General features: G+C 51.7%; 19 protein-coding genes. 9 read left to right on the forward strand and 10 right to left on the reverse strand.

Features of this window, described 5'->3' with window-relative positions; genetic code table 11:
- Positions 1-8: 8 nt before the first annotated feature.
- Together ACO0LN_RS19795 and ftsY are read right to left on the reverse strand one after the other, a co-directional pair.
- Positions 9-683, reverse strand: coding sequence for a cell division ATP-binding protein FtsE (locus tag ACO0LN_RS19795; RefSeq protein WP_422976699.1), 675 nt, complete (start codon positions 681-683; stop codon positions 9-11).
- Between the two features lie 27 nt (positions 684-710).
- Positions 711-1,841, reverse strand: a complete 1,131-nt coding sequence (gene ftsY, locus ACO0LN_RS19800; RefSeq protein WP_422976701.1) for a signal recognition particle-docking protein FtsY — start codon at positions 1,839-1,841, stop codon at positions 711-713.
- A 79-nt stretch (positions 1,842-1,920) separates the two neighbouring features.
- On the opposite strand from ftsY, the gene rsmD reads away from it, so the two are divergent.
- Genes rsmD through ACO0LN_RS19815 form a run of 3 tightly spaced genes read left to right on the forward strand, consistent with a single transcriptional unit; the run spans position 1,921 to position 3,485 of the window.
- The gene (gene rsmD / locus ACO0LN_RS19805; RefSeq protein ID WP_422976703.1) at positions 1,921-2,616 is read left to right on the forward strand and encodes a 16S rRNA (guanine(966)-N(2))-methyltransferase RsmD; all 696 of its coding nucleotides are present in this window, start codon (positions 1,921-1,923) and stop codon (positions 2,614-2,616) included.
- A 55-nt stretch (positions 2,617-2,671) separates the two neighbouring features.
- The gene (coaD, locus tag ACO0LN_RS19810; protein ID WP_422950259.1) at positions 2,672-3,169 is read left to right on the forward strand and encodes a pantetheine-phosphate adenylyltransferase; all 498 of its coding nucleotides are present in this window, start codon (positions 2,672-2,674) and stop codon (positions 3,167-3,169) included.
- A gap of 49 nt (positions 3,170-3,218) precedes the next feature.
- The gene (locus ACO0LN_RS19815) at positions 3,219-3,485 is read left to right on the forward strand and encodes a YfhL family 4Fe-4S dicluster ferredoxin (protein ID WP_422976705.1); all 267 of its coding nucleotides are present in this window, start codon (positions 3,219-3,221) and stop codon (positions 3,483-3,485) included.
- A 64-nt stretch (positions 3,486-3,549) separates the two neighbouring features.
- On the opposite strand, the gene ACO0LN_RS19820 is transcribed toward ACO0LN_RS19815, so the two are convergent.
- From ACO0LN_RS19820 to ACO0LN_RS19835, 4 genes are all read right to left on the reverse strand, one after another.
- Positions 3,550-4,044, reverse strand: coding sequence for a pyridoxamine 5'-phosphate oxidase family protein (locus tag ACO0LN_RS19820; RefSeq protein ID WP_422976707.1), 495 nt, complete (start codon positions 4,042-4,044; stop codon positions 3,550-3,552).
- 217 nt (positions 4,045-4,261) lie between these two features.
- Complete coding sequence (locus ACO0LN_RS19825; protein ID WP_422976709.1) at positions 4,262-5,395, reverse strand: DUF484 family protein; 1,134 nt, start codon at positions 5,393-5,395, stop codon at positions 4,262-4,264.
- Between the two features lie 24 nt (positions 5,396-5,419).
- Positions 5,420-6,262 (reverse strand): MOSC domain-containing protein, encoded by an 843-nt coding sequence (locus ACO0LN_RS19830; protein WP_422976711.1) that lies wholly within the window; start codon positions 6,260-6,262, stop codon positions 5,420-5,422.
- Positions 6,263-6,380: 118 nt separating this feature from the next.
- Positions 6,381-7,379: a GlxA family transcriptional regulator gene (locus ACO0LN_RS19835; protein WP_422976713.1), complete on the reverse strand. Its 999-nt coding sequence runs from the start codon at positions 7,377-7,379 to the stop codon at positions 6,381-6,383.
- 145 nt (positions 7,380-7,524) lie between these two features.
- Here ACO0LN_RS19835 and ACO0LN_RS19840 point away from each other — a divergent pair, with 145 nt between their 5' ends.
- On the forward strand, positions 7,525-8,169 hold the full coding sequence (locus ACO0LN_RS19840; RefSeq protein WP_422976715.1) for a cysteine hydrolase family protein: 645 nt from the start codon (positions 7,525-7,527) through the stop codon (positions 8,167-8,169).
- 235 nt (positions 8,170-8,404) lie between these two features.
- Entirely contained in the window at positions 8,405-9,430 is a 1,026-nt protein-coding gene (locus ACO0LN_RS19845; RefSeq protein WP_422976717.1) for a LacI family DNA-binding transcriptional regulator, read from the forward strand.
- A 234-nt stretch (positions 9,431-9,664) separates the two neighbouring features.
- On the opposite strand, the gene ACO0LN_RS19850 is transcribed toward ACO0LN_RS19845, so the two are convergent.
- The 4 genes from ACO0LN_RS19850 to ACO0LN_RS19865 all read right to left on the reverse strand — a co-directional run bounded on the left by ACO0LN_RS19850 (position 9,665) and on the right by ACO0LN_RS19865 (position 15,524).
- Positions 9,665-10,831, reverse strand: coding sequence for a GGDEF domain-containing protein (locus ACO0LN_RS19850; protein ID WP_422976719.1), 1,167 nt, complete (start codon positions 10,829-10,831; stop codon positions 9,665-9,667).
- A gap of 185 nt (positions 10,832-11,016) precedes the next feature.
- On the reverse strand, positions 11,017-12,108 hold the full coding sequence (ychF, locus tag ACO0LN_RS19855) for a redox-regulated ATPase YchF (RefSeq protein ID WP_422976721.1): 1,092 nt from the start codon (positions 12,106-12,108) through the stop codon (positions 11,017-11,019).
- 197 nt (positions 12,109-12,305) lie between these two features.
- The gene (locus ACO0LN_RS19860; RefSeq protein WP_422976723.1) at positions 12,306-13,700 is read right to left on the reverse strand and encodes an MATE family efflux transporter; all 1,395 of its coding nucleotides are present in this window, start codon (positions 13,698-13,700) and stop codon (positions 12,306-12,308) included.
- 138 nt (positions 13,701-13,838) lie between these two features.
- Positions 13,839-15,524 carry an SgrR family transcriptional regulator gene (locus tag ACO0LN_RS19865; protein WP_422976725.1) on the reverse strand — a complete coding sequence of 562 codons (1,686 nt, stop codon included), beginning with the start codon at positions 15,522-15,524 and terminating at the stop codon, positions 13,839-13,841.
- 141 nt (positions 15,525-15,665) lie between these two features.
- Here ACO0LN_RS19865 and ACO0LN_RS19870 point away from each other — a divergent pair, with 141 nt between their 5' ends.
- The 4 genes from ACO0LN_RS19870 (at position 15,666) to ACO0LN_RS19885 (ending at position 18,788) form a co-directional block, all read left to right on the forward strand.
- The gene (locus ACO0LN_RS19870; protein WP_422976727.1) at positions 15,666-16,988 is read left to right on the forward strand and encodes an MFS transporter; all 1,323 of its coding nucleotides are present in this window, start codon (positions 15,666-15,668) and stop codon (positions 16,986-16,988) included.
- Between the two features lie 189 nt (positions 16,989-17,177).
- Positions 17,178-18,098 (forward strand): SPFH domain-containing protein, encoded by a 921-nt coding sequence (locus ACO0LN_RS19875; RefSeq protein ID WP_232063103.1) that lies wholly within the window; start codon positions 17,178-17,180, stop codon positions 18,096-18,098.
- A gap of 19 nt (positions 18,099-18,117) precedes the next feature.
- On the forward strand, positions 18,118-18,573 hold the full coding sequence (locus ACO0LN_RS19880) for a hypothetical protein (RefSeq protein ID WP_422976730.1): 456 nt from the start codon (positions 18,118-18,120) through the stop codon (positions 18,571-18,573).
- Positions 18,573-18,788, forward strand: coding sequence for a hypothetical protein (locus ACO0LN_RS19885; protein WP_422976732.1), 216 nt, complete (start codon positions 18,573-18,575; stop codon positions 18,786-18,788). Before ACO0LN_RS19880 ends, ACO0LN_RS19885 begins: the two co-directional genes overlap by 1 nt.
- Positions 18,789-18,855: the final 67 nt, after the last annotated feature.

An 18,855-nucleotide genomic window follows, 5' to 3' on the forward strand; every position in this document is an offset into this window, starting at 1 on the left:
CTGCAGGATCAGGCGGCCAGCGAGGATTTCCAGGTACTGACTACCTGGCCCTGGCTCAGGTAAATCACGCGGCTGGCCTGATCGAGAAATTGTTCATCATGGCTGGAGATAATGCAGGTGACACCGGCGCTCTGGAAAGCCTTCAGTGCACCCAGCACCTTGTTGGCATTGTCACGGTCCAGAAAGGCGGTAGGTTCATCCGCCAGAATGATCTGCGGCCGGTTGACGATGGCACGGGCTATCGCCACCCGCTGCTGCTCACCACCGGATAAAGCCAGCGGCAGGGAATAAGCCTTGTCTGGCAGGCCAACTTTTTCCAGCGCAATGCGGGCACGGGTCTCAGCTTCAGCGTGGGAAGCGCCGGTGACGATGATGGGCAGCATGACATTCGCCAGCACATGGCGGTCAGTCAATAATTTTTGGTCTTGCAAAATCAGGCCCAGCTTGCGGCGCAGATAAGGCAGGCTGCTGGCTTTGAGTTTGCCTATGTCCTGGCCATTGACCTTGACATGCCCTGACGTCGGTTTTTCTATGCCTGCAATCATCTTCAGCAAGGTCGATTTACCGGCACCAGACGGGCCAGCCAGGAAAATCAATTCACCGGCAGCAATTGATAATGAAACATCCTTGAGTGCATAAACATCTTGCGAATACTGTTTGCTGACGTGTTCAAATTCAATCATGATCGCGTTTGGCCTTTTTTTGTGCAATTAACTGAGCAGGGCGTCAACAAATTCCTGGGCGTTAAATGGTTGCAAATCTTCAATCTGCTCGCCTATACCGATGAAATACACAGGTACAGGGCGGTTCTTGGCGATTGCTGCCAGCACGCCACCTTTGGCAGTGCCATCGAGCTTGGTGATGACCAGGCCAGTCAGTTGCAGGGCATCGTCAAAGGCCTTGACCTGGGCCAGTGCATTCTGGCCAGTGTTGCCGTCGATGATGAGCAAGACTTCTTGCGGCGCGCCATCCATGCCTTTGGCGATAACACGTTTGATTTTTTTCAATTCTTCCATCAGATGCAACTGGGTAGGCAGGCGGCCAGCCGTATCTACCATGACTACATCAGTGCCACGGGCGCGGGCAGATGCTACTGCATCAAACGCCACTGCCGCCGGGTCGCCGGATTCTTGCGAGATCACCGTGACATTATTGCGCTCGCCCCAGATCGTCAGTTGTTCACGTGCCGCAGCGCGGAAGGTGTCGCCCGCAGCCAGCAAAACCGATTGCTGATGGGTTTGCATATGCTTTGCCAGCTTGCCTATGGTCGTGGTTTTGCCCGCACCATTGACGCCAGTGATCATCATGACCAGAGGTTGATAACGGCCCAGTTCCAGAGGCTTTTGCAAAGGCGTTAACATTTCCAGCAACAAGACTTTGAGGGCAGCTTTGACTTGTTCGGCATCGGTCAGCTTTTCTTCCTTGACCTTTTTCTTCAAGCCATCCAGCAGGAACTGGGTAGCTTCGACGCCAGCATCCGAGGTCAGCAGGGCAGCTTCGAGTTCTTCATACAAATCATCATCAATGCGGGCACCAATGAAGAGGGTGGTAAGATTCGAGGATGTTTTGGCCAGCCCGGCTTTCAGGCGGCTTAACCATGAGCGTTTTTGCTCAGGTTCTTGCGGCTTGGTAGCAAGCACTTCTGTCAGTGCAGGGGTTTGAGCTGGTGTAAGGTCCACCGCAGGGGCAGTATTAGCAGCAGGGACAACGGCAGCATGGCTGGCTGGCGCTGTGACAACAGTCACAACTGGCGCGGGCTCAGCCACAACAACGGGTGCCTCTTCTTTGGGCTTCTTTTTGAAAAAACTAAACATCGGGATATTTGGGAGTGCGGGCGGCATATAGCCAGCCCTGATATTAGAATGCTGCCATTTTAACAGACAGCGCAAGATAAACAGATTTAGCCGTAGCAAGCATGCAATGAAAACAAATAGTAATAAAAAAACAAAAAACACGGCTGCAAAAGCAGCACCGGTAAAACGTCAACACCATCAAGTCCGCATCATAGGCGGCGTGTGGAAGCGCAGCCTGCTCAGTGTTGTTGATGCCGAGGGTTTGCGTCCTACGCCAGACCGCGTCAGGGAAACTCTGTTCAACTGGCTCAATCACTTGCTGCACAATAACTGGAGCGGCGTGCATTGCCTGGATTTGTTCGCTGGCAGTGGCGCTCTGGGTTTTGAAGCCGCCAGCCGTGGTGCAGCGCAAGTCATTATGGTGGAAGCGCATACGCCAGCTTACAGGCAACTGGAACAAGTCCGCGATAAATTGCAAGCCAGCCAATGCAAATTGCTGAGGGCAGATGCACTCAAGGCAGTCGAGGGCATGGCAAACCAGGCTCAGAAAATGGATGTGATCTTTCTTGATCCTCCTTTTGAGCAGGATTGGCTGGCGCGCATCCTGCCAGCCTGCGCACCATTATTGAGCGCTAAAGGCTGTATTTATGTCGAATCAGAATTTTCGCTGGAGGTATCTTCTGGCGATGCAGCGACAGATGAAAAATTAGCTAAATTATTAAACGAATGGCAAGTTATCCGTGCCGATAAAGCCGGTAGTGTGTACTTCCATATACTGCAACGCAACATTTTGCCGCATGAGGCGCACGAAAATCAGGCATAATGCCTGCTCAACTTGGTGCATATCCTTATGCAGATTGCGAAAAAAGGGAGTGAAGATGGTCACAGCCGTTTATCCGGGAACATTTGATCCGCTGACACGCGGTCATGAAGATCTGGTGCGTCGCGCATCCGGTCTTTTTGATACTTTGGTGGTGGGTGTGGCGGATAGCAAAAGCAAGAATCCATTTTTCTCCCTCGATGAACGTCTGGAAATTGCCAATGAAGTATTGGGACATTATCCGAACGTGAAGGTAGAGAGTTTCTCCGGTTTGCTCAAAGACTTTGTGCGCAAGAATGATGCACGCGTCATCGTGCGTGGCTTGCGCGCCGTGTCTGACTTTGAATATGAATTCCAGATGGCAGGCATGAACCGTTATCTGCTGCCTGATGTAGAAACCCTGTTCCTGACCCCGTCTGATCAGTATCAATTTATTTCAGGCACCATAGTGCGTGAGATCGCCATGTTCGGTGGTGATGTATCAAAATTTGTGTTCCCTTCAGTCGATCGCTGGCTGAAGAAGAAGGTCGCATTGCTGGCCGAGAGCAAGTCTTAAAGCAAGTACTGAAGTACATTCAAGTAGTACATGAAAGTGAAGTGACAACATGGCCCTGATGATTACAGACGATTGCATCAATTGTGATGTCTGCGAACCCGAATGCCCTAATGACGCCATTTACATGGGGCCGGAAATTTATGAGATTGACCCGCATAAATGTACCGAATGCGTAGGCCATTATACTGAGCCGCAATGTCAGCAGGTTTGCCCGGTCAGTTGCATTCCTTTTAATCCTGAATGGCGCGAAACGCCTGAGCAGTTGCAGACCAAATACGAACTGCTGCAGGAAAAACAAAAGCCGCAGCTAGCATAAGCGATTCATCAATCGCTTATGCTGCTCTGCGTTGTACTACCTATTGAAGCATGCTATGGCAAGCTTACGGACGCAAACTCCCATGCTCGCCTATGTTTTTCGGCTGCTCGCCAGTAATGGCTGCCTTGGCCATCGCAAACAATTGCGTCATCTTGCTTGAGCCACTATCCCAATATTCTGCCGCATGTATCTGCACTTTCAATAACATCAGATGTGGGTCATCCACACCTTCAGGGAACCATGGCTTGGCCATGACATTCCACAACTCTTCTGCTTTCTGACGGTCACGCAAGACTTCTGCACGACCTGAGATGGAGACATACAGGCTGTCATCGACATCAGCAAAACTCACATTGACTTCAGGATGCTGGCGCACTGCATTGAGGTAGTTTGCTTCATCAGAAATAAAGAACCACATATTGCCGGCATCATCCACTTGCTGACTGGTCAGCGGACGGCTGCTCAGGTGATTGTTTTCATCTACGGTAGTGAGCATGCCAAATTTGACATCTTTGGTCATGTCGCGGATTTTTACCAATGGGTCGTTTTGAGTAGTCATGCTGGCCTCGTTATTTCTCGTCATTTATGGGGTTTGATAACGAGGTAACAATAAACCGTATCAGCGCATAACTCTGTACGGTATCGAACGTGGACAGTCTGAGCAAATTAATCTGCGCAAATTTACAGGGTGCACAGCGCGCACCGCTGTCAGTCAAAACGGTACGCACGGCGCACCTGCGAGGTATGGACGGTCTTTTTGCAGCAGATCACGTACTTTAAAAGCAGCGAACCTGGTTACGGCCACCATTCTTGGCTTGATATAAAGCCCGGTCGGCACGCAGCACCAGATCACGCGCAATGCTGGTGGCATTGTCGTAATTGGTATTTTCATCGATGGTAGTCAGGCCTATGGATATCGTAGCCTGGCAAGTGCCCGCTTCACTCAAGATAAAATCCTGGTCCGCAATGCTTTTGCGTATGCGTTCTGCCACCTGTATCGCGTCATGCAGATTGGTGTTGACCAGCACCACAACAAATTCTTCGCCGCCAAAGCGGCCCAGCGTATCGCTGAGACGCAATTCATTCTTGATTCTTTTTGCAACCTCCTTCAACACATCATCACCGCCCTGATGTCCGTAGCGGTCATTGATCTGTTTGAAAAAATCGATATCCAGATACATGCAGGCGATGCTGTATCTTTGCCGGCGCGCACGGGCAATTTCTTCCAGCATGCGTTGTTCGACATAACGGCGGTTGCTGACATTCGTCAAGGGGTCGGTCAGGCCTATATACGTCAGGCGCTCATTGTTGATGACGTTTTCGAGGCAGATCGCAATGATGGAGCCCAGGCGCTCGATGAAATCAGTCGCCATGTTCGGCTGGAAACGGTCTGCCTTGAAACTGCCGAGGTTCAGGCAGCCGATCAGGCGGCCTTGCCTGCGCATGGGGATGATGGCGATACTCGCCGGTTTTTTATTGAAGCTGCTGAAGTAGCTTGAATAAGCGAGGCTCTGGTACAAGCCCAATTGGGGTTTGCGCAATGCAGTTTCTGGCTGGCTCAGTTCTACCTCATGCCGCAAAAAAACCAGGTGCGGGAATTCATTCAAGTCTATCTTCAGGTCGCACAGCATTTGCTGCAAGTCGCCCATTTTATCGAACAAGACTAGAGACACCACATCGAGTTCTGAGGTGATTGCCAGTGCGCTGAAAATATTTGTGATCAGTTCGCGAAAACTGTTGGCGCCAATAATCTTCAAATCAAAACTCTGGTGCCGCGCCATGATGCTTTGATTGCGGTGAGCAAGCTCAAGCAAACTATCCAGCCGTGCGCGCAGCGCCTGATTTTCATGCTGCAATTCCAGCAGCGCAGATGGTGTTTCATCTAGCTCTGTATCGGTATGCGCTGGCATCATGCTTTCCATATTGGTCTGTAATTAGAATGCGATATTCATATTGATAGCATCACCGACACGCAGCAATTGCCCTACGCCCTGTTCGACAATGACGTTCATACCAAAGGTGATGCCGCCATCGACCAGGGGATTGGTGCGGTAAGTCTGCAAGACATCCAGCGGGTCAGGACCAAACTCACCTGTACTCTGGTCTATTGATGGCATGGGGCAGCGCGGACAAGGCTTGACCGGGCGCAGTTGTATCAGGCTGCCGATCTCAAAATTCTCTGCATAGTCTTCTTCAAAAGCTTCTATGCCATCCAGCACGATATTCGGGCGGAAGCGATCCATGGGTAGGGCGTTGCGCCCCTGTTTTTCCAGTTTCTGATTGAGGTCATCCAGAGAAGCAGATGCCGTCAGCAAGATGGGATAGCCATCAGAGAAGCGGGTAGCGACAAGTTTGTCGCCCGTCCATTTCTGACTCGCATAACGTTGCGTCTGTGGTGTGCTGCGCACCAGCCGGCAGGGCGTATCGAGCGCCTTGCTGAACCAGTCTGCCATGGCCTGTCCGCAATCGAGGGCGGGGAAATTTTCTTCCCAGATCGTGACTGAAGTCGTGCTGGTATCTTCTTGCGGGTTCAGTGACAGCACAGGCATACCGGGCGCATGGATGTAAAGCCCGTCACTACGGATTTCTGGCCGTATCAAGGCCATCTTGGGGAATTCCCTTTGCGTCAGAAATTCCCCTTGCTGGTTCACCAGCATCCATTCGCGGTCATGTATACCTTCAAAACTGAGGCCGGTTTCAGTCAGCGTGGCCGCTTCCAGTGTGATACTGGCGCAGGACTTGATGGGGTAAATGCTAAGTGACAATATGCTGGGCATGATCTTGATGCAATTAGTAGGCCGGAAAGTATGTCAGCTATTTTAATGGCTAAGCTCTATTCATGCTGATGTTTCAGGCATATTCCATGCCAGTTCAATCACTGATGACGCGCAGCAATCATGCATTTCCCTGAAAAGCACGCCTATAGGCAGAGGGCGAGATGCTGAATTCGCGGGCAAAGTAACGGCGTAGTAATAATCCCGTACCAAAACCGGTATCGGCAGCAATATCATCAATCGCACGATTGCTGGTTTCCAGCTGGCGCTGGGCCTGTGCCAGACGCTGATTCAATAACCATTTACCCACGGTCGTGCCGGTTTGCTGTTGGAAGTGGCGGGTAAAGCTACGCCTGCTCATCAGCGCTCTTTGCGCCAGCTGATCGAGTTGCTGCGGCTCGGCCAGATGGGCCAGCATCCATTCCAGTACTTTGGATAAACGGTCATCGGCTGCTAGTGCTGGTACAGGTTGCTCAATGTACTGGGCCTGTCCACCCTGCCTGTGTGGTGCAACTACCAGACGCCGGGCGACATGGGCTGCTACGTCGGCTCCGTATTCTGTGCGCAAGATATGCAGGCAACAATCGATACCGGCAGCAGTACCTGCCGAGGTAATCACATCACCATGATCCACATACAGGACATTCGGATCAAGGCTGATTTGTGGATAGCGTTCCGAGAAAGATTTGCACAATGCCCAGTGGGTGGTAGCGCAGCGCTGATCCAGCAAGCCGGCTTCAGCCAACACAAAAGCACCCAGGCATAGACCTATGATGCGCGCACCACGCTGGTGAGCCTGGCGTAAGGCTTTCAACAACGCAGGGGGAGCCGGGCGCAGGTCATCATGCCAGGAAGGCACGATCACCATATCTGCCTTGATCAGGGTAGACAAGCCATGCCGTACACGTATGCTGAAACCGGCATTGGTACGCACTTCACGCTGTGCTCTGGCAGGCTGATCCAGGCAGACTTTGAGATCAAATATCGGCATCGCCATCCCGCCATGATGTTCGCCAAACACCATGCAGGGGACGGAAAGATGGAAAGGGCTGATGCCATCAAAGGCCAGCACGGCGATATTCACGGTATTGATCGTATTCATGGATTTGGATATCTGCATGGCCTGATTGTATCGAATATTGGCAATCGGGTCACTTATATTAAAAAGCGTCATGACTGAGAATACAGTCCATGAACAGCGCTGCTGTTTGTTAAAACCAAACTTAATACCAAACTTAATACCATAGCCATCAAAGGATAATGTCATGACCACTGTAACCAACGCCACTGTAAAACGTGCCCTGATCGTTATTGACGTACAAAACGAGTATTTCACCGGCAATATGCAAATCAGCTACCCTGACCCACAAATATCTCTGCAAAACATAGGCAGGGCCATGGATGTGGCCAAAGCTGCCGGTATTCCTGTATTGGTAGTGCAGCATTCTGAGCCGGAAACCTCGCCGATTTTTGCGCGTGGGTCCACAACCTGGGAGTTGCATGAAGTGGTTGCCAGCCGTCACGCCGACCATCGCATAGAAAAAAACATGGCCAGTGTTTTTACAGGCACCGATGCCGCTGCCTGGCTGAAAAAGAATGAGATCAATACCCTGAGTGTAGTCGGCTACATGACACACAACTGCAATGCCAGCACCATCTTGGAAGCAGCGCATCTTGGTTATCAGGTCGAAACCCTGAGTGATGCAACAGGTTCACTGCCTTATGAAAATGCTGCCGGTTATGCCAGTGCAGAAGAAATCCACCGTGCCTTCAGTGTCGTCTTCCATTCCAATTTTGCTGCGGTTGCCAGTACTGACAGTTGGATAGTTGCAGTTGAAGCAGGTACGCTCTTAAGCAAAGGCGATGTCTACAGTTCACATATGGCTGGGCGCCAACGCGCAGTTGGATAAATTCAGAATTTCTAGCCTTGTATGACAAAACCCGGATTGCATTGCATTCGGGTTTTTTGATTTAAACCGGGCAAATTCAGTAACAACGACAACAAGGGCGTCGCAGTTGGCATATGGTTGACTGAATGTGCAATGCTATAATTTATGAATGAAAAACTAGCAATCCAAAACCACGACAGCCAAACTTGATACTGCAACGGAATAGCTTGTAACGGACCTGCTTCCGGCTGACACAGTGCGCCGTAGTCGTCGCTCCAGCGGTGGCTTTACTTTGCGCGATGTGGCAAAACTTGCCAATGTTGCGCCGATTACTGCTTCACGGGCTTTGAATACCCCTGATGCTGTATCTCCAGCAGTTCTGGTACGTGTACGTGAGGCGGTTGAGCGTACTGGCTATGTTCCCAATTTGCTGGCAGGTGGCCTGGCGTCAAAAAAAAGCCGACTCGTTGCGGCTGTTGTGCCGACCATAACCGGCTCAGTATTTTTGGAGATGGTGCAGTCGCTCACCAAATCACTGGCAGACGAAGGCTATCAATTGATGCTGGGCCAGGCAGGATATGAAAATTCAAGGGAAGATGTTTTGCTTGAGGTCATCATAGGACGTCGTCCAGATGGTGTCATCCTGACCGGCATCATGCGTTCGGAATTGGGCCGTAAACGTTTGCATGCCAGCGGTATCCCGGTAGTGGAGACCTGGGATTTGACACCTACTCCAATAGATATGCTGGTTGGTTTTTCACACGAAAAAATTGGTGAGGCAGTGGCGAAATATCTGCATAGCCGCGGGCGTCAGCGCGTGGCCACCATCAGTGCCAATGATGAACGCGCAGCGCGTCGCAACAAGGCGTTTTCTGATGCGGCTTTGGGGATGGGGATGGGGCGGGTAGGTGCGACTGAAGTTGCTACATGCATCGTTAAAGCCCCGACTACCTTGGGGAGCGGGCGCAGTGGCCTGCGTAGCCTGCTGGAGAATGATCCCGCTATCGATGCGATTTTTTGCAGTTCGGACATGATGGCCCTGGGTGTCATCATAGAAGCCCACGCGATGGGCATTGCCATACCTGAACAACTGGCAGTGATCGGCCTGGGTGACCAGGAATTTTCAAAAGACCTTGATCCACCACTGACCAGTGTACGCATAGACGGTACGACTATAGGCAATTTGGCGGCACGCTTCATCATTGACCGCGTCAATGGTATTCCTGTAACAGACAAGGTCAGGGATATAGGTTTTTCCATCGTCGAACGCGACAGCACATAAAATTGTTTTTTTACTCGCGACCTATTGTCAATTGTTTGCGCCTGACTTAGCGCCAGATCGATAGTCTGATATCAATTAAATTCATTAATCCGGCAATATACCGGGATTGCCACAAGCGACTCATCAGGATTTCGCCCGCATTCAGTTGCAGCACATTCAACTTGAATTTCATGCCCGGGATAATCTGTCTCTCCGTTCAAACAACCAGCGAACTCATGCCTTAAACAAGGGTATTTAACTGCCTGTCGAATACAAGGCTATGTAGTTACGACCAGCATTTTTTGCCCGGTATAATGCCTGGTCTGCGGCCTCTACCAGTGCAGCCAAATCCATGCCAATACCTAAAGAATCGGCAATGCCAGCACTCAGAGTGCTTTGCAGTGCCTCGTTTTTCCAGCTTATCTGTAATTCAGCATACAGCGAACGCACACGCTCAGCCAATTGCGCGGCGCCTTGTTCGCCAGTACCAGTGAGTAAAACACAAAACTCTTCCCCGCCATAACGGGCCAGGCAATCTTCACTGCGAACCATAGACTGCAACAGCGCTGCCAGGCGGCGCAATACTTCATCACCCGCCTGGTGACCATGTACATCATTGATACGCTTGAAGTAATCAACATCAATCATGATGACAGACAAAGTCTCACCAGTCCGGGTGGCACGCGCCAGCAAGCGCTTTGACTCATCTTCGAAACTACGACGGTTCAACAGTCCTGTCAGGCTGTCATGCGAGGCTTGCTCGCGTAAATCACTGACCAGGCGGAAAGTGATTAGTAGAACTAGTGCCAGCGAGATGGATAGTTGCGACAAGCCACCGAGCACAATGAGCACCGGATTGACATTACCCTGTGCAAACAAGGAAATCTCTTCAGCCGGTTTAAGCAGGATATTCAAAGCCCTGAGAAAACTCACTAAGGCAATAAATGAAAAGGACGCTGCGGCGAGGTTGTAAGCGGTTTTTAATGGCTGCGTGGCTTTGACGATCAGACTCAGCGCACAGGCAGCGAATATGGCACTGACCAGCAGAGAGTTGGCGGTGACTACCATGCGGACATTGTCATGCACGATACCCAGCCACAGGCTTTGTAGCATCATTTGTCCGCCTACCCATGCTGGAACCCAGTAATGGCAGCGTTTTCCCTTGAATGCTTCAATTCCGTTAAAGAGAAGACCAAAACCACAACCCGCGATGAAAGGGACGCTGGCAATAATCAACGAAGGCCATTCGGGGGACATCTGGGTGCTGGTAAAAATACCTATACTCATACAGCAATGTCCCAGCGCCCACTGACGTGCGCCCCGGACATTGTCTGCATGAAAACTGATGAGCGCCATCATACCCGCACCCAGCAGGTTAATACCACTCCACATCAGCATGATGGTGCGTACATCAAGATTCATGTCTGGCTTTCATAAGTGGCAATGCATGGATATTTATCAGACAAATTTTCTCGGCGAGTTAATGCACGCTGCTGGAAAGTGAAGCGCTTAAAATATTATATCTCGGACACAAGGGCAATAAAGGAAGCAAAAAAGCCGCGAATGTCGCGGCTTTTTGTGGGGTTTCTGATGTTGGTCAGATTTCTTCATACGTTGAACAAGAAGTTCAGCACATCGCCATCCTTGACCACGTATTCCTTGCCCTCGGCGCGCATCTTGCCTGCTTCCTTGGCACCGGATTCGCCCTTGAAGTTGATGTAATCATCAAATGCAATCGTCTGGGCGCGGATGAAGCCGCGTTCAAAGTCGGTATGGATGACGCCAGCTGCTTGCGGGGCGGTGTCACCTACGTGGATGGTCCAGGCGCGTACTTCCTTGACGCCGGCGGTGAAATAGGTTTGCAGGCCCAGCAGTTTGAATGCAGCGCGTATCAGGCGGTCGAGGCCTGGTTCTTCCATGCCCATGTCGGCCAGGAAGTCTGCCTTGTCGGCATCGTCGAGGTCAGCGATTTCAGATTCTATCGAAGCGCAGATGGCGACGATAGGGGCATTCTGGGATGCTGCGTAGGCAGTCAACTGGTCCAGCAACGGGTTGTTGGTAAAGCCGCTGTCAGAGACGTTGGCAACATACATCGCCGGTTTGGCCGTGATCAGGCACAGTGGCTTGATCAGCAGCATTTCTTCTGCATCCAGACCCAGGGCGCGCACTGGTTTGGCATCGTTCAGCGCTGGCATGATGCGTTCCAGCACGGTGACCAGTTTCAATGCATCTTTATCGCCAGAGCGGGCTTTCTTGTTTTCGCGGTGGATGGCTTTTTCTACCGTGCCCATGTCGGCCAGGGCCAGCTCAGTCTGGATCACCTCAATATCGTCGAGCGGGCTGACTTTGCCTGCCACGTGGATCACATTGTCATCTTCAAAGCAGCGCACGACGTTGACGATGGCGTCAGTTTCGCGGATGTGCGCGAGGAACTGATTGCCCAGACCTTCACCTTTGGAGGCACCGGCCACCAGGCCAGCGATATCGACAAATTCAACGATGGCGTTCTGGATGCGCTCAGGCTTGACGATGTCAGACAATTGCTTCAGACGTGGATCAGGTACCTCAACAACACCGACGTTAGGCTCGATAGTACAGAAAGGATAATTTTCTGCCGGTATACCTGCTTTGGTCAGCGCATTGAACAGGGTGGATTTGCCGACGTTAGGCAGGCCGACGATGCCGCATTTGAGACTCATGATGTTTTGCCAGTTGGATTTGATTAACCCGCTATTTTACCGGAAAGCCTGCCCCTCAGACCGTTTCTGGCCTGAATTGCCAGAAATCTTGCTGATAAATACAGCAGTTATCCGGTTAATAGCGGGTCTTTAGTAGTCAAATTGATAGCTTGACCCTCGTTTTTATGATTTTTATAACTTTTTCAAGAAAACTGATGTCAGGCTACTGCGCCAGGCAAGCCAGCTGCCTGCCGTATCCTGCGTTCACTAAGTTTATGCAGCAAGCCAGTCAGCATGAAGCCAGCGATCGTCAGGCCGAGTACCAAGCCTATCCAGAAACCGCGTGCCGCCATAGGTTGTTCAGGATGCCATGGCAACCAGGCCGGTGCCAACCCCAGCACGCAGCCTATAGGCAGGGCAAAGCCATAAAAGGCCATCAGGTGTATCAGCATCGGCGTGCGCGTGACTTTGTAGCCGCGTATGGCGCAGGATGCCGTGACTTGTGCAGCATCAGACAACTGGAAGATCGCCGCATACAGCAGCAACTCGGATGCCATGGCCTGCACCGCCGGGTCTGAGGTATAGGCTGCCGCCACCAGATCGCGGAAGATCATGATGCCCAATGCCGATATGACGGCAAAGCTGGTCGATAGCGCATAGCCAGTCCAAGAGATAAAGCGCGCCCGCTCCGGGTCGCCTTCCCCCAGGGTTTGCCCGACCCGTGTGGTCAGAGCAATGCCAAGACTCAGGGGCACCATGAACACCAGTGATGAAAAATTCAGGGCGATCTGGTTGGCCGAAACTGGTACCACGCCAAAGCGGGCAATCAGCAAACCGACAGCGCCAAACGCCGACACTTCTGCAAAATAGGTAACACCTATAGGCAGGCCCAGGCGCAGGGTAGAGCGTATCTCTGTCCAGTTTGGAGATTCATAATGGCTGAAAGGGAAAGTCTCTTTGTAGGCTTCGGCCCGACGCATCCAGAATAGCATTGCACCCAGCATCAGCCACAGGCCCATACCGGTAGCCATGGCGCAGCCGGTAGAACCCAGCTTGGGGAAACCCAAATGGCCGTAAATAAACAGCCAGTTGATGATGATATTAAAAGCCAAACCACCGAGTGCAATCACCATCACAGGCTTGGTCTGGTTCAGGCTGGTGGTGTAACCATACAGGGCGCGGTACATGGCAAAGGCAGGCATGCCCAGGCTGATGACATGCACGAACTGCGAAGCCTTCGCATTGATGGACGGGTCCAGTTGCAGGTAATTAAAAACCAGCGTGGCGATATTCAACAGCACAAAACCAACCAGGCCCACACCCAGGCCCAGCCACAAAGCCTGGCGCACCATGTGCGGCACACGCTCATGGTTTTCTGCACCGACCTCATGGGCGATCACGGTATTCACCGCCATCATGATGCCCATCACGCTGACCAGGATAATTACCCAAACGTTTGCACCCAGTGACACCGCAGCAAGGTCGTTTGCACTCAGGTGGCCGGTCATGGCGACGTCAGCCACACTCATGCCTACGGTGGCCAATTGTCCTATCAGGACAGGCCAGGCAATGGTCCAGAGGGCGGCGGCTTCAGTGCGGATGCGGGTTTTCATGCTGTACAAACAAAGGATAGCTGGATCAGCATCTTACCGTAGAAGCAATTACCCCGCTATGGCCGGATTTTCATATGCACTATAAGCATGATAGTCACTACAGGCACTATCAAAACCTGCTTAGCCTGCTTAACTTGTTTAGTGCCGCAACCACAGTTCATTGAAAGACACAAAACCAAACGGCGTCATCCTGACCCCCGCTACATGCGGGGCAATGCTGACTTGCTGGTTTTCATGCGAGATGGGGATCATCCAGCCTTCTTTGACGAGCCGCCTTCCTATGCGTGCATAGGCCAGCATGCGGCGTTTGCTGTCTGCCAGTTCCTTGATTTTCATCAAGTCAGCATCCAGCGGCTTCAGAGCACTGGCAGGCATCCAGCGGCGGAATACGCTGTCGGCAACAAACCATTCATAGCAACCAAAATCCTGGTCATCATGCATGACTTCGCGGGTCACGACGATATCAGCGTCTTTCATCCACTCGCGTGCCAGCAGTTGGTCATAGGGCAGGCTGGTCCAGTTGACGGTCATACCACCTGCTTCCAGCCTTTGCTTTACCGCTTGCGCCAGACTCAGCATTTCAGGCGTCTGGCCACTGACCATGCGCAGTTTGCAACCGACCTTGAAATTGCAGCATTTCGTTTTTTTGGCGACGCGGTGCTTCCAGATTGCCAGCAAGCCTGAGGCCGGTTTCCTGCTACGTTCTTCCGGATCAAACAGGGTTTCAGGTGCCAGCCAGTCTGCCAGCGCCAGCCTTTGTTCAGCAGTTTTAAAAAAGCTGCGCGAAGAATTACAGATGATGTAAGTGCAACCGGATTCTGCGCCAGCGATGGTTTGCTTTTTTGAACAATCCTGGTTTGCATAACCAAACTGCAAATCAAATCCCGATGGCCCGGATGGTGGTGGCAACATCCACAAATCTATTTCATCCAGCAAAGGGCGTTCACGGTAATAATCCTTGAAGGCCTGCAAGGTCAGTTGGTAGGTATTGTTGCGTATCACGCGAAATGCACCACTGCCAACCGGGAAGCGCGCAAAGTCAGGTGCACGCTGGCGCGGCACGATGGAAGAGTTGGCCGTGGCCAGGCAATTTGGCCACAACTGGTCAGGATGTTCGAGATAAAAACTCACGCGCTGACTGGGGCCAGTTTCTACATATTGCAGGTGACGGTATAGCCGTTGATAAATCGCTGACTCGTCACGCAGGCGCAAGAAGCTGGCTTTGACATCTTCTGTACCCAGTTCAGCACCATCATGAAAACTCAATCCTGGCCGCAGCCAGAAATGCCAGATGCTGCCATTTTTTTCGCTTTCCCAGTGATGGGCGATGTCCGGCCGCAAGGCATTTTGCTCATGGTCAAAAGTCGTCAGGCGCGAAAAAATCTGCCGTACCAGATGTGCTTCGAGACGGCCATAGACTTTTAAAGGGTCCAGGCTTTCTACGCTGCGGAACAGGGGCATGCGCAAGCTGCGGCAGGCACTGTCAGGCATGCCCAGATAATCCGGCAGGCGGCTTGCAAGTTGCTGTCGCTGGTGATCGTCGAGACTGGCAAAAGCCTGCTCCAGATCACCACGTGCCAGGTATTGCGACAAATGATCAAGCGCCAGGTTATCCGGGGTTTGCAAAAGCTGCAATTGCGAGTGATTGCCGCGCCCACGCCCTGCCTGCCAGTCCAGCCAGCCGCGCTGCTGCATTTTCGCCAACAGGTTGCGCATATTGCGTTCACTGCAATGCATTGCCAGTGCCAGCGCTGGAAGGCCGGGCTGTTGTTCATGATGCTGCAAAAATGCATGCAGTTTGCGGTATTGATCAAGCAGTTTCATGCCAGATAGTTTAAGCCTTCGCCAAGCGGATAAAAGGGGAAAAATTTTTTATTATTATATCCATTTTTCCTTTCTGCTTTTTTTACCATACTGTCAAACATCAGCACCCGCTTGCTTTGGTATGCACAGAAAAGGAAGATGATGACCCGCTTTCCCGCCGCCGTGATACGGCTTTTATTCAGTTCTTTTGTGTTTGTCATGGGGCGTGCAGTTGCCCTGCCTTTTATGGCGTTGTACCTCTATGAACACCTCGGTATTAACCAGCAAACCATAGGCTGGGTCCTGGGTGGTAGTATTTTTTCTTCTACCCTCTTCAGCCTGTATGCCGGTTATCTGGCAGACCGGCTCAGCAAGAATTTGTTGATGAAGCTGGCGGGCATCGTCGTTGCTGTCAGCACGGCCGCGCTGACGATAGTGCCGAATGCATGGACAGCGCTGTTTGCCCTGATGTGCATAGAGTCAGCACTGACCTTGCGTGGTATTTCCCTGAAAGCCACACTGGCTGAACTGTTGCCGCCTGATCAAAGACCAAAGGCATTTTCCCTGAACTACACCCTGATCAATGTGGCGTTTGCCCTGGGGCCGGTACTGGGTGCCTGGCTGTTTGCCATCAAGGTTTCTGGCCCTTTATGGATGGCTGCAGTTTTCTCGCTCCTGGCTTCGCAAGTGCTTGGCAAGCCTGCTGCTGCACTCAAGTCAGGGGAAGCAAGCAAGTCCAGCCCTGCCGGTTTCAGGGCGACCATGCGCGTGCTGAGAAGTGACCGCCGCCTCATCCTGTTTTCCATGGGTAGTGTGCTCACGTCCTTTGTGTTTGGCCGTTTTGTCTCGGGTTATCTGTCGCAATACCTGATGGTCAGCCAGGGCACACAGGCGACCGCGCAATTGCTGCCATTTATCCTCATTACCAATGCGGTGACTGTGGTGGCTCTGCAATATCCGGTAGGTAAGCTGATGCAGCAAAAATACCTGTTCCGATGGGTTAGTCTGGGTGCTACTTTGTATGCCCTGGGTTTGTTGGGTTTTATGCATGCTGGCAGTGCCATGAGCTGGGTGCTTGCAACCCTGGTCTTTACCGTGGGCGAGGTCATCGTCATTCCCTGTGAATACATGTTCATCGACATGATCGCCCCTGCCGACAAGCGCGGCAGTTACTATGGGGCACAGAGTCTGGCGATGTTTGGCGCGGCCCTTAATCCTGTTATTTGCGGTTACCTGCTGGCGCATTTTCATAGTGATGTCATGTTCTGGGTATTGATCTCGGCGACCATGCTGGGCGTGTTGATGTATTTTGCCGGTACCCGCAGCAAGCCGGTTGAAGAGCATCGCGCTGAGAGTGAGGCGGTTGTAAAGCCTGCAACAGAGCCTGCAAAAGTCACTTGCAAGCCCAGGACTTGCCTGTCAGTGCTGGCGGCGAGCAAGCAACTTGCCGGTAACCGTGTGAAGAACTTGTTTCCTTTGTCCTGAGCTTCAATACTGAGACTGTTACTGTAATTTTTACCAAGCTGGAAAGGCCATTCGTAATGAATAGCCTTTTTTGCATTGTGCGCAGGTTTCATGTTGCCAGGTTCATTTCAATCCGTTCTTGACAATTTCATACCTGCGCACTAAAGTGATATCACTTTGATTTCAAAGTGCCATCTATCAGGAGAAAGTATGAGTACTACCTCAGTGTCGGCGACTGGTAAAAAATTAATACAAGAACGTTCACTTACGTCGCTGGACGGTTATTTCATGATCATTGTCGGCCTGCTGTTTGTCGCAGGCGGTGCCTATAGTTTTATTGACCTGGTCGGTGCAGGGCAGCCCAGCCTGGCTGGTGTGTTGATGCGGCTGGCTGCGGTGGTGCTGGGTATTTTCATCCTCACTGGCCTGTACATGCTGCAACCGAATGAAGCAGCCTTGCTGTCCTTGTTTGGCCAATACAAGGGTACAGACCGCAGCGAAGGCCTGCGCTGGGTTAATCCTTTTTATTCCAAACGCAAACTCAGCCTGCGTGCCCGTACATTGAACACTGCGCCGCTGAAGGTGAATGACAAGCGCGGCAATCCTGTTGAAATAGGTGCGGCCATCATCTGGCGCGTGCAGGACACGGCACTGGCGATTTACAATGTCGATGATTTTGAGCGGTTTGTGAATATCCAGTCTGAAGCAGCGATACGTCATCTGGCAACCCAGTATGCCTATGATGACGGTGAAGACCTTGCTGAAGGCGAGACCACATTGCGCGCAGGCATGGATGTCGTCGCCGGTGCCATGCGTGACGAATTGCACAAGCGCTTCACAGCTGCCGGTATTGATGTAGAAGATGCCAAGCTCACACACCTGGCCTATGCGGCAGAGATTGCCCAGGTGATGTTGCGTCGCCAGCAGGCAGAGGCCATCATCAGCGCCCGCAAGAAAATCGTGCATGGTGCAGTCAGCATGGTTGAGGCTGCTTTGCAGGGACTGTCAGAGCGCAAGATATGCGAACTCGATGACGAAAGAAAAGCGGCCATGGTCAGCAATTTGCTGGTGGTGCTGTGTTCAGATAAAGAGACTCAGCCTGTCATCAATACCGGTACTTTATACAATTAATTTGTAGCGAGATAAGAAAATGGAACATCCAGTCTATGTGGAAAAACAGTGGTTCAGGTTCTTGTGGATATTCATGCCGCTGTTGACTTTGTTTTCCATGGGTATGCAGATTGTCGCCGGCCTGCCTCTGGCATCCTGGGGCATGATGAGTGTTCCTATTATCAATGCTCTGGTATTGCTGATGCTGGGTTGCCTGACCATACGCATAGATGCCAGCCATCTGATCTGGAGTTTTGGCTGGCTGGGATGGCCACTCTGGAAAGTGGCGCTGGCCGATATCCAGTTTGCAGAAAGCACAAATACTGCTTTTCTTGAGGGACTGGGCATTAAAAAAACGACACAAGGCATGTTGTATAACGCGACAGGCAAACAGGCAATCCGTCTTGGACTTCGCAATGGCAAGACCCTGCGCCTGGGCACGCAAGATCCGCAGCGCCTGCTCAGTTATATCACTCCACGATTGAATGCCAGCTAATGGCCAGCCCAGGAAAAAAATCCTTCCCCCTGCGTATCGATCCCCTGTTGTGGAACGAGATCGAACGCATGGCGGCGCAAGAACTGCGCAGTGCCAATGCCCAGGTTGAGTATTTGCTCAGGCAGGCATTGAAGCAGCAAGGGCGGCATGTGCCTGCAAGTAAAGTAATAAATAAAGCAATGCTGGATAAAGATGACATCCAGGCAGAAGAATAAAGCCGTAGATCAAAGTCAAGGGGATGTGAGCGTCGCTGCAGGCAAGTATAAAGCCCGCTATACTTGC

The sequence above is a fragment of the Undibacterium sp. TC9W genome, from assembly GCF_049339865.1.
Taxonomy (GTDB): domain Bacteria; phylum Pseudomonadota; class Gammaproteobacteria; order Burkholderiales; family Burkholderiaceae_D; genus Undibacterium.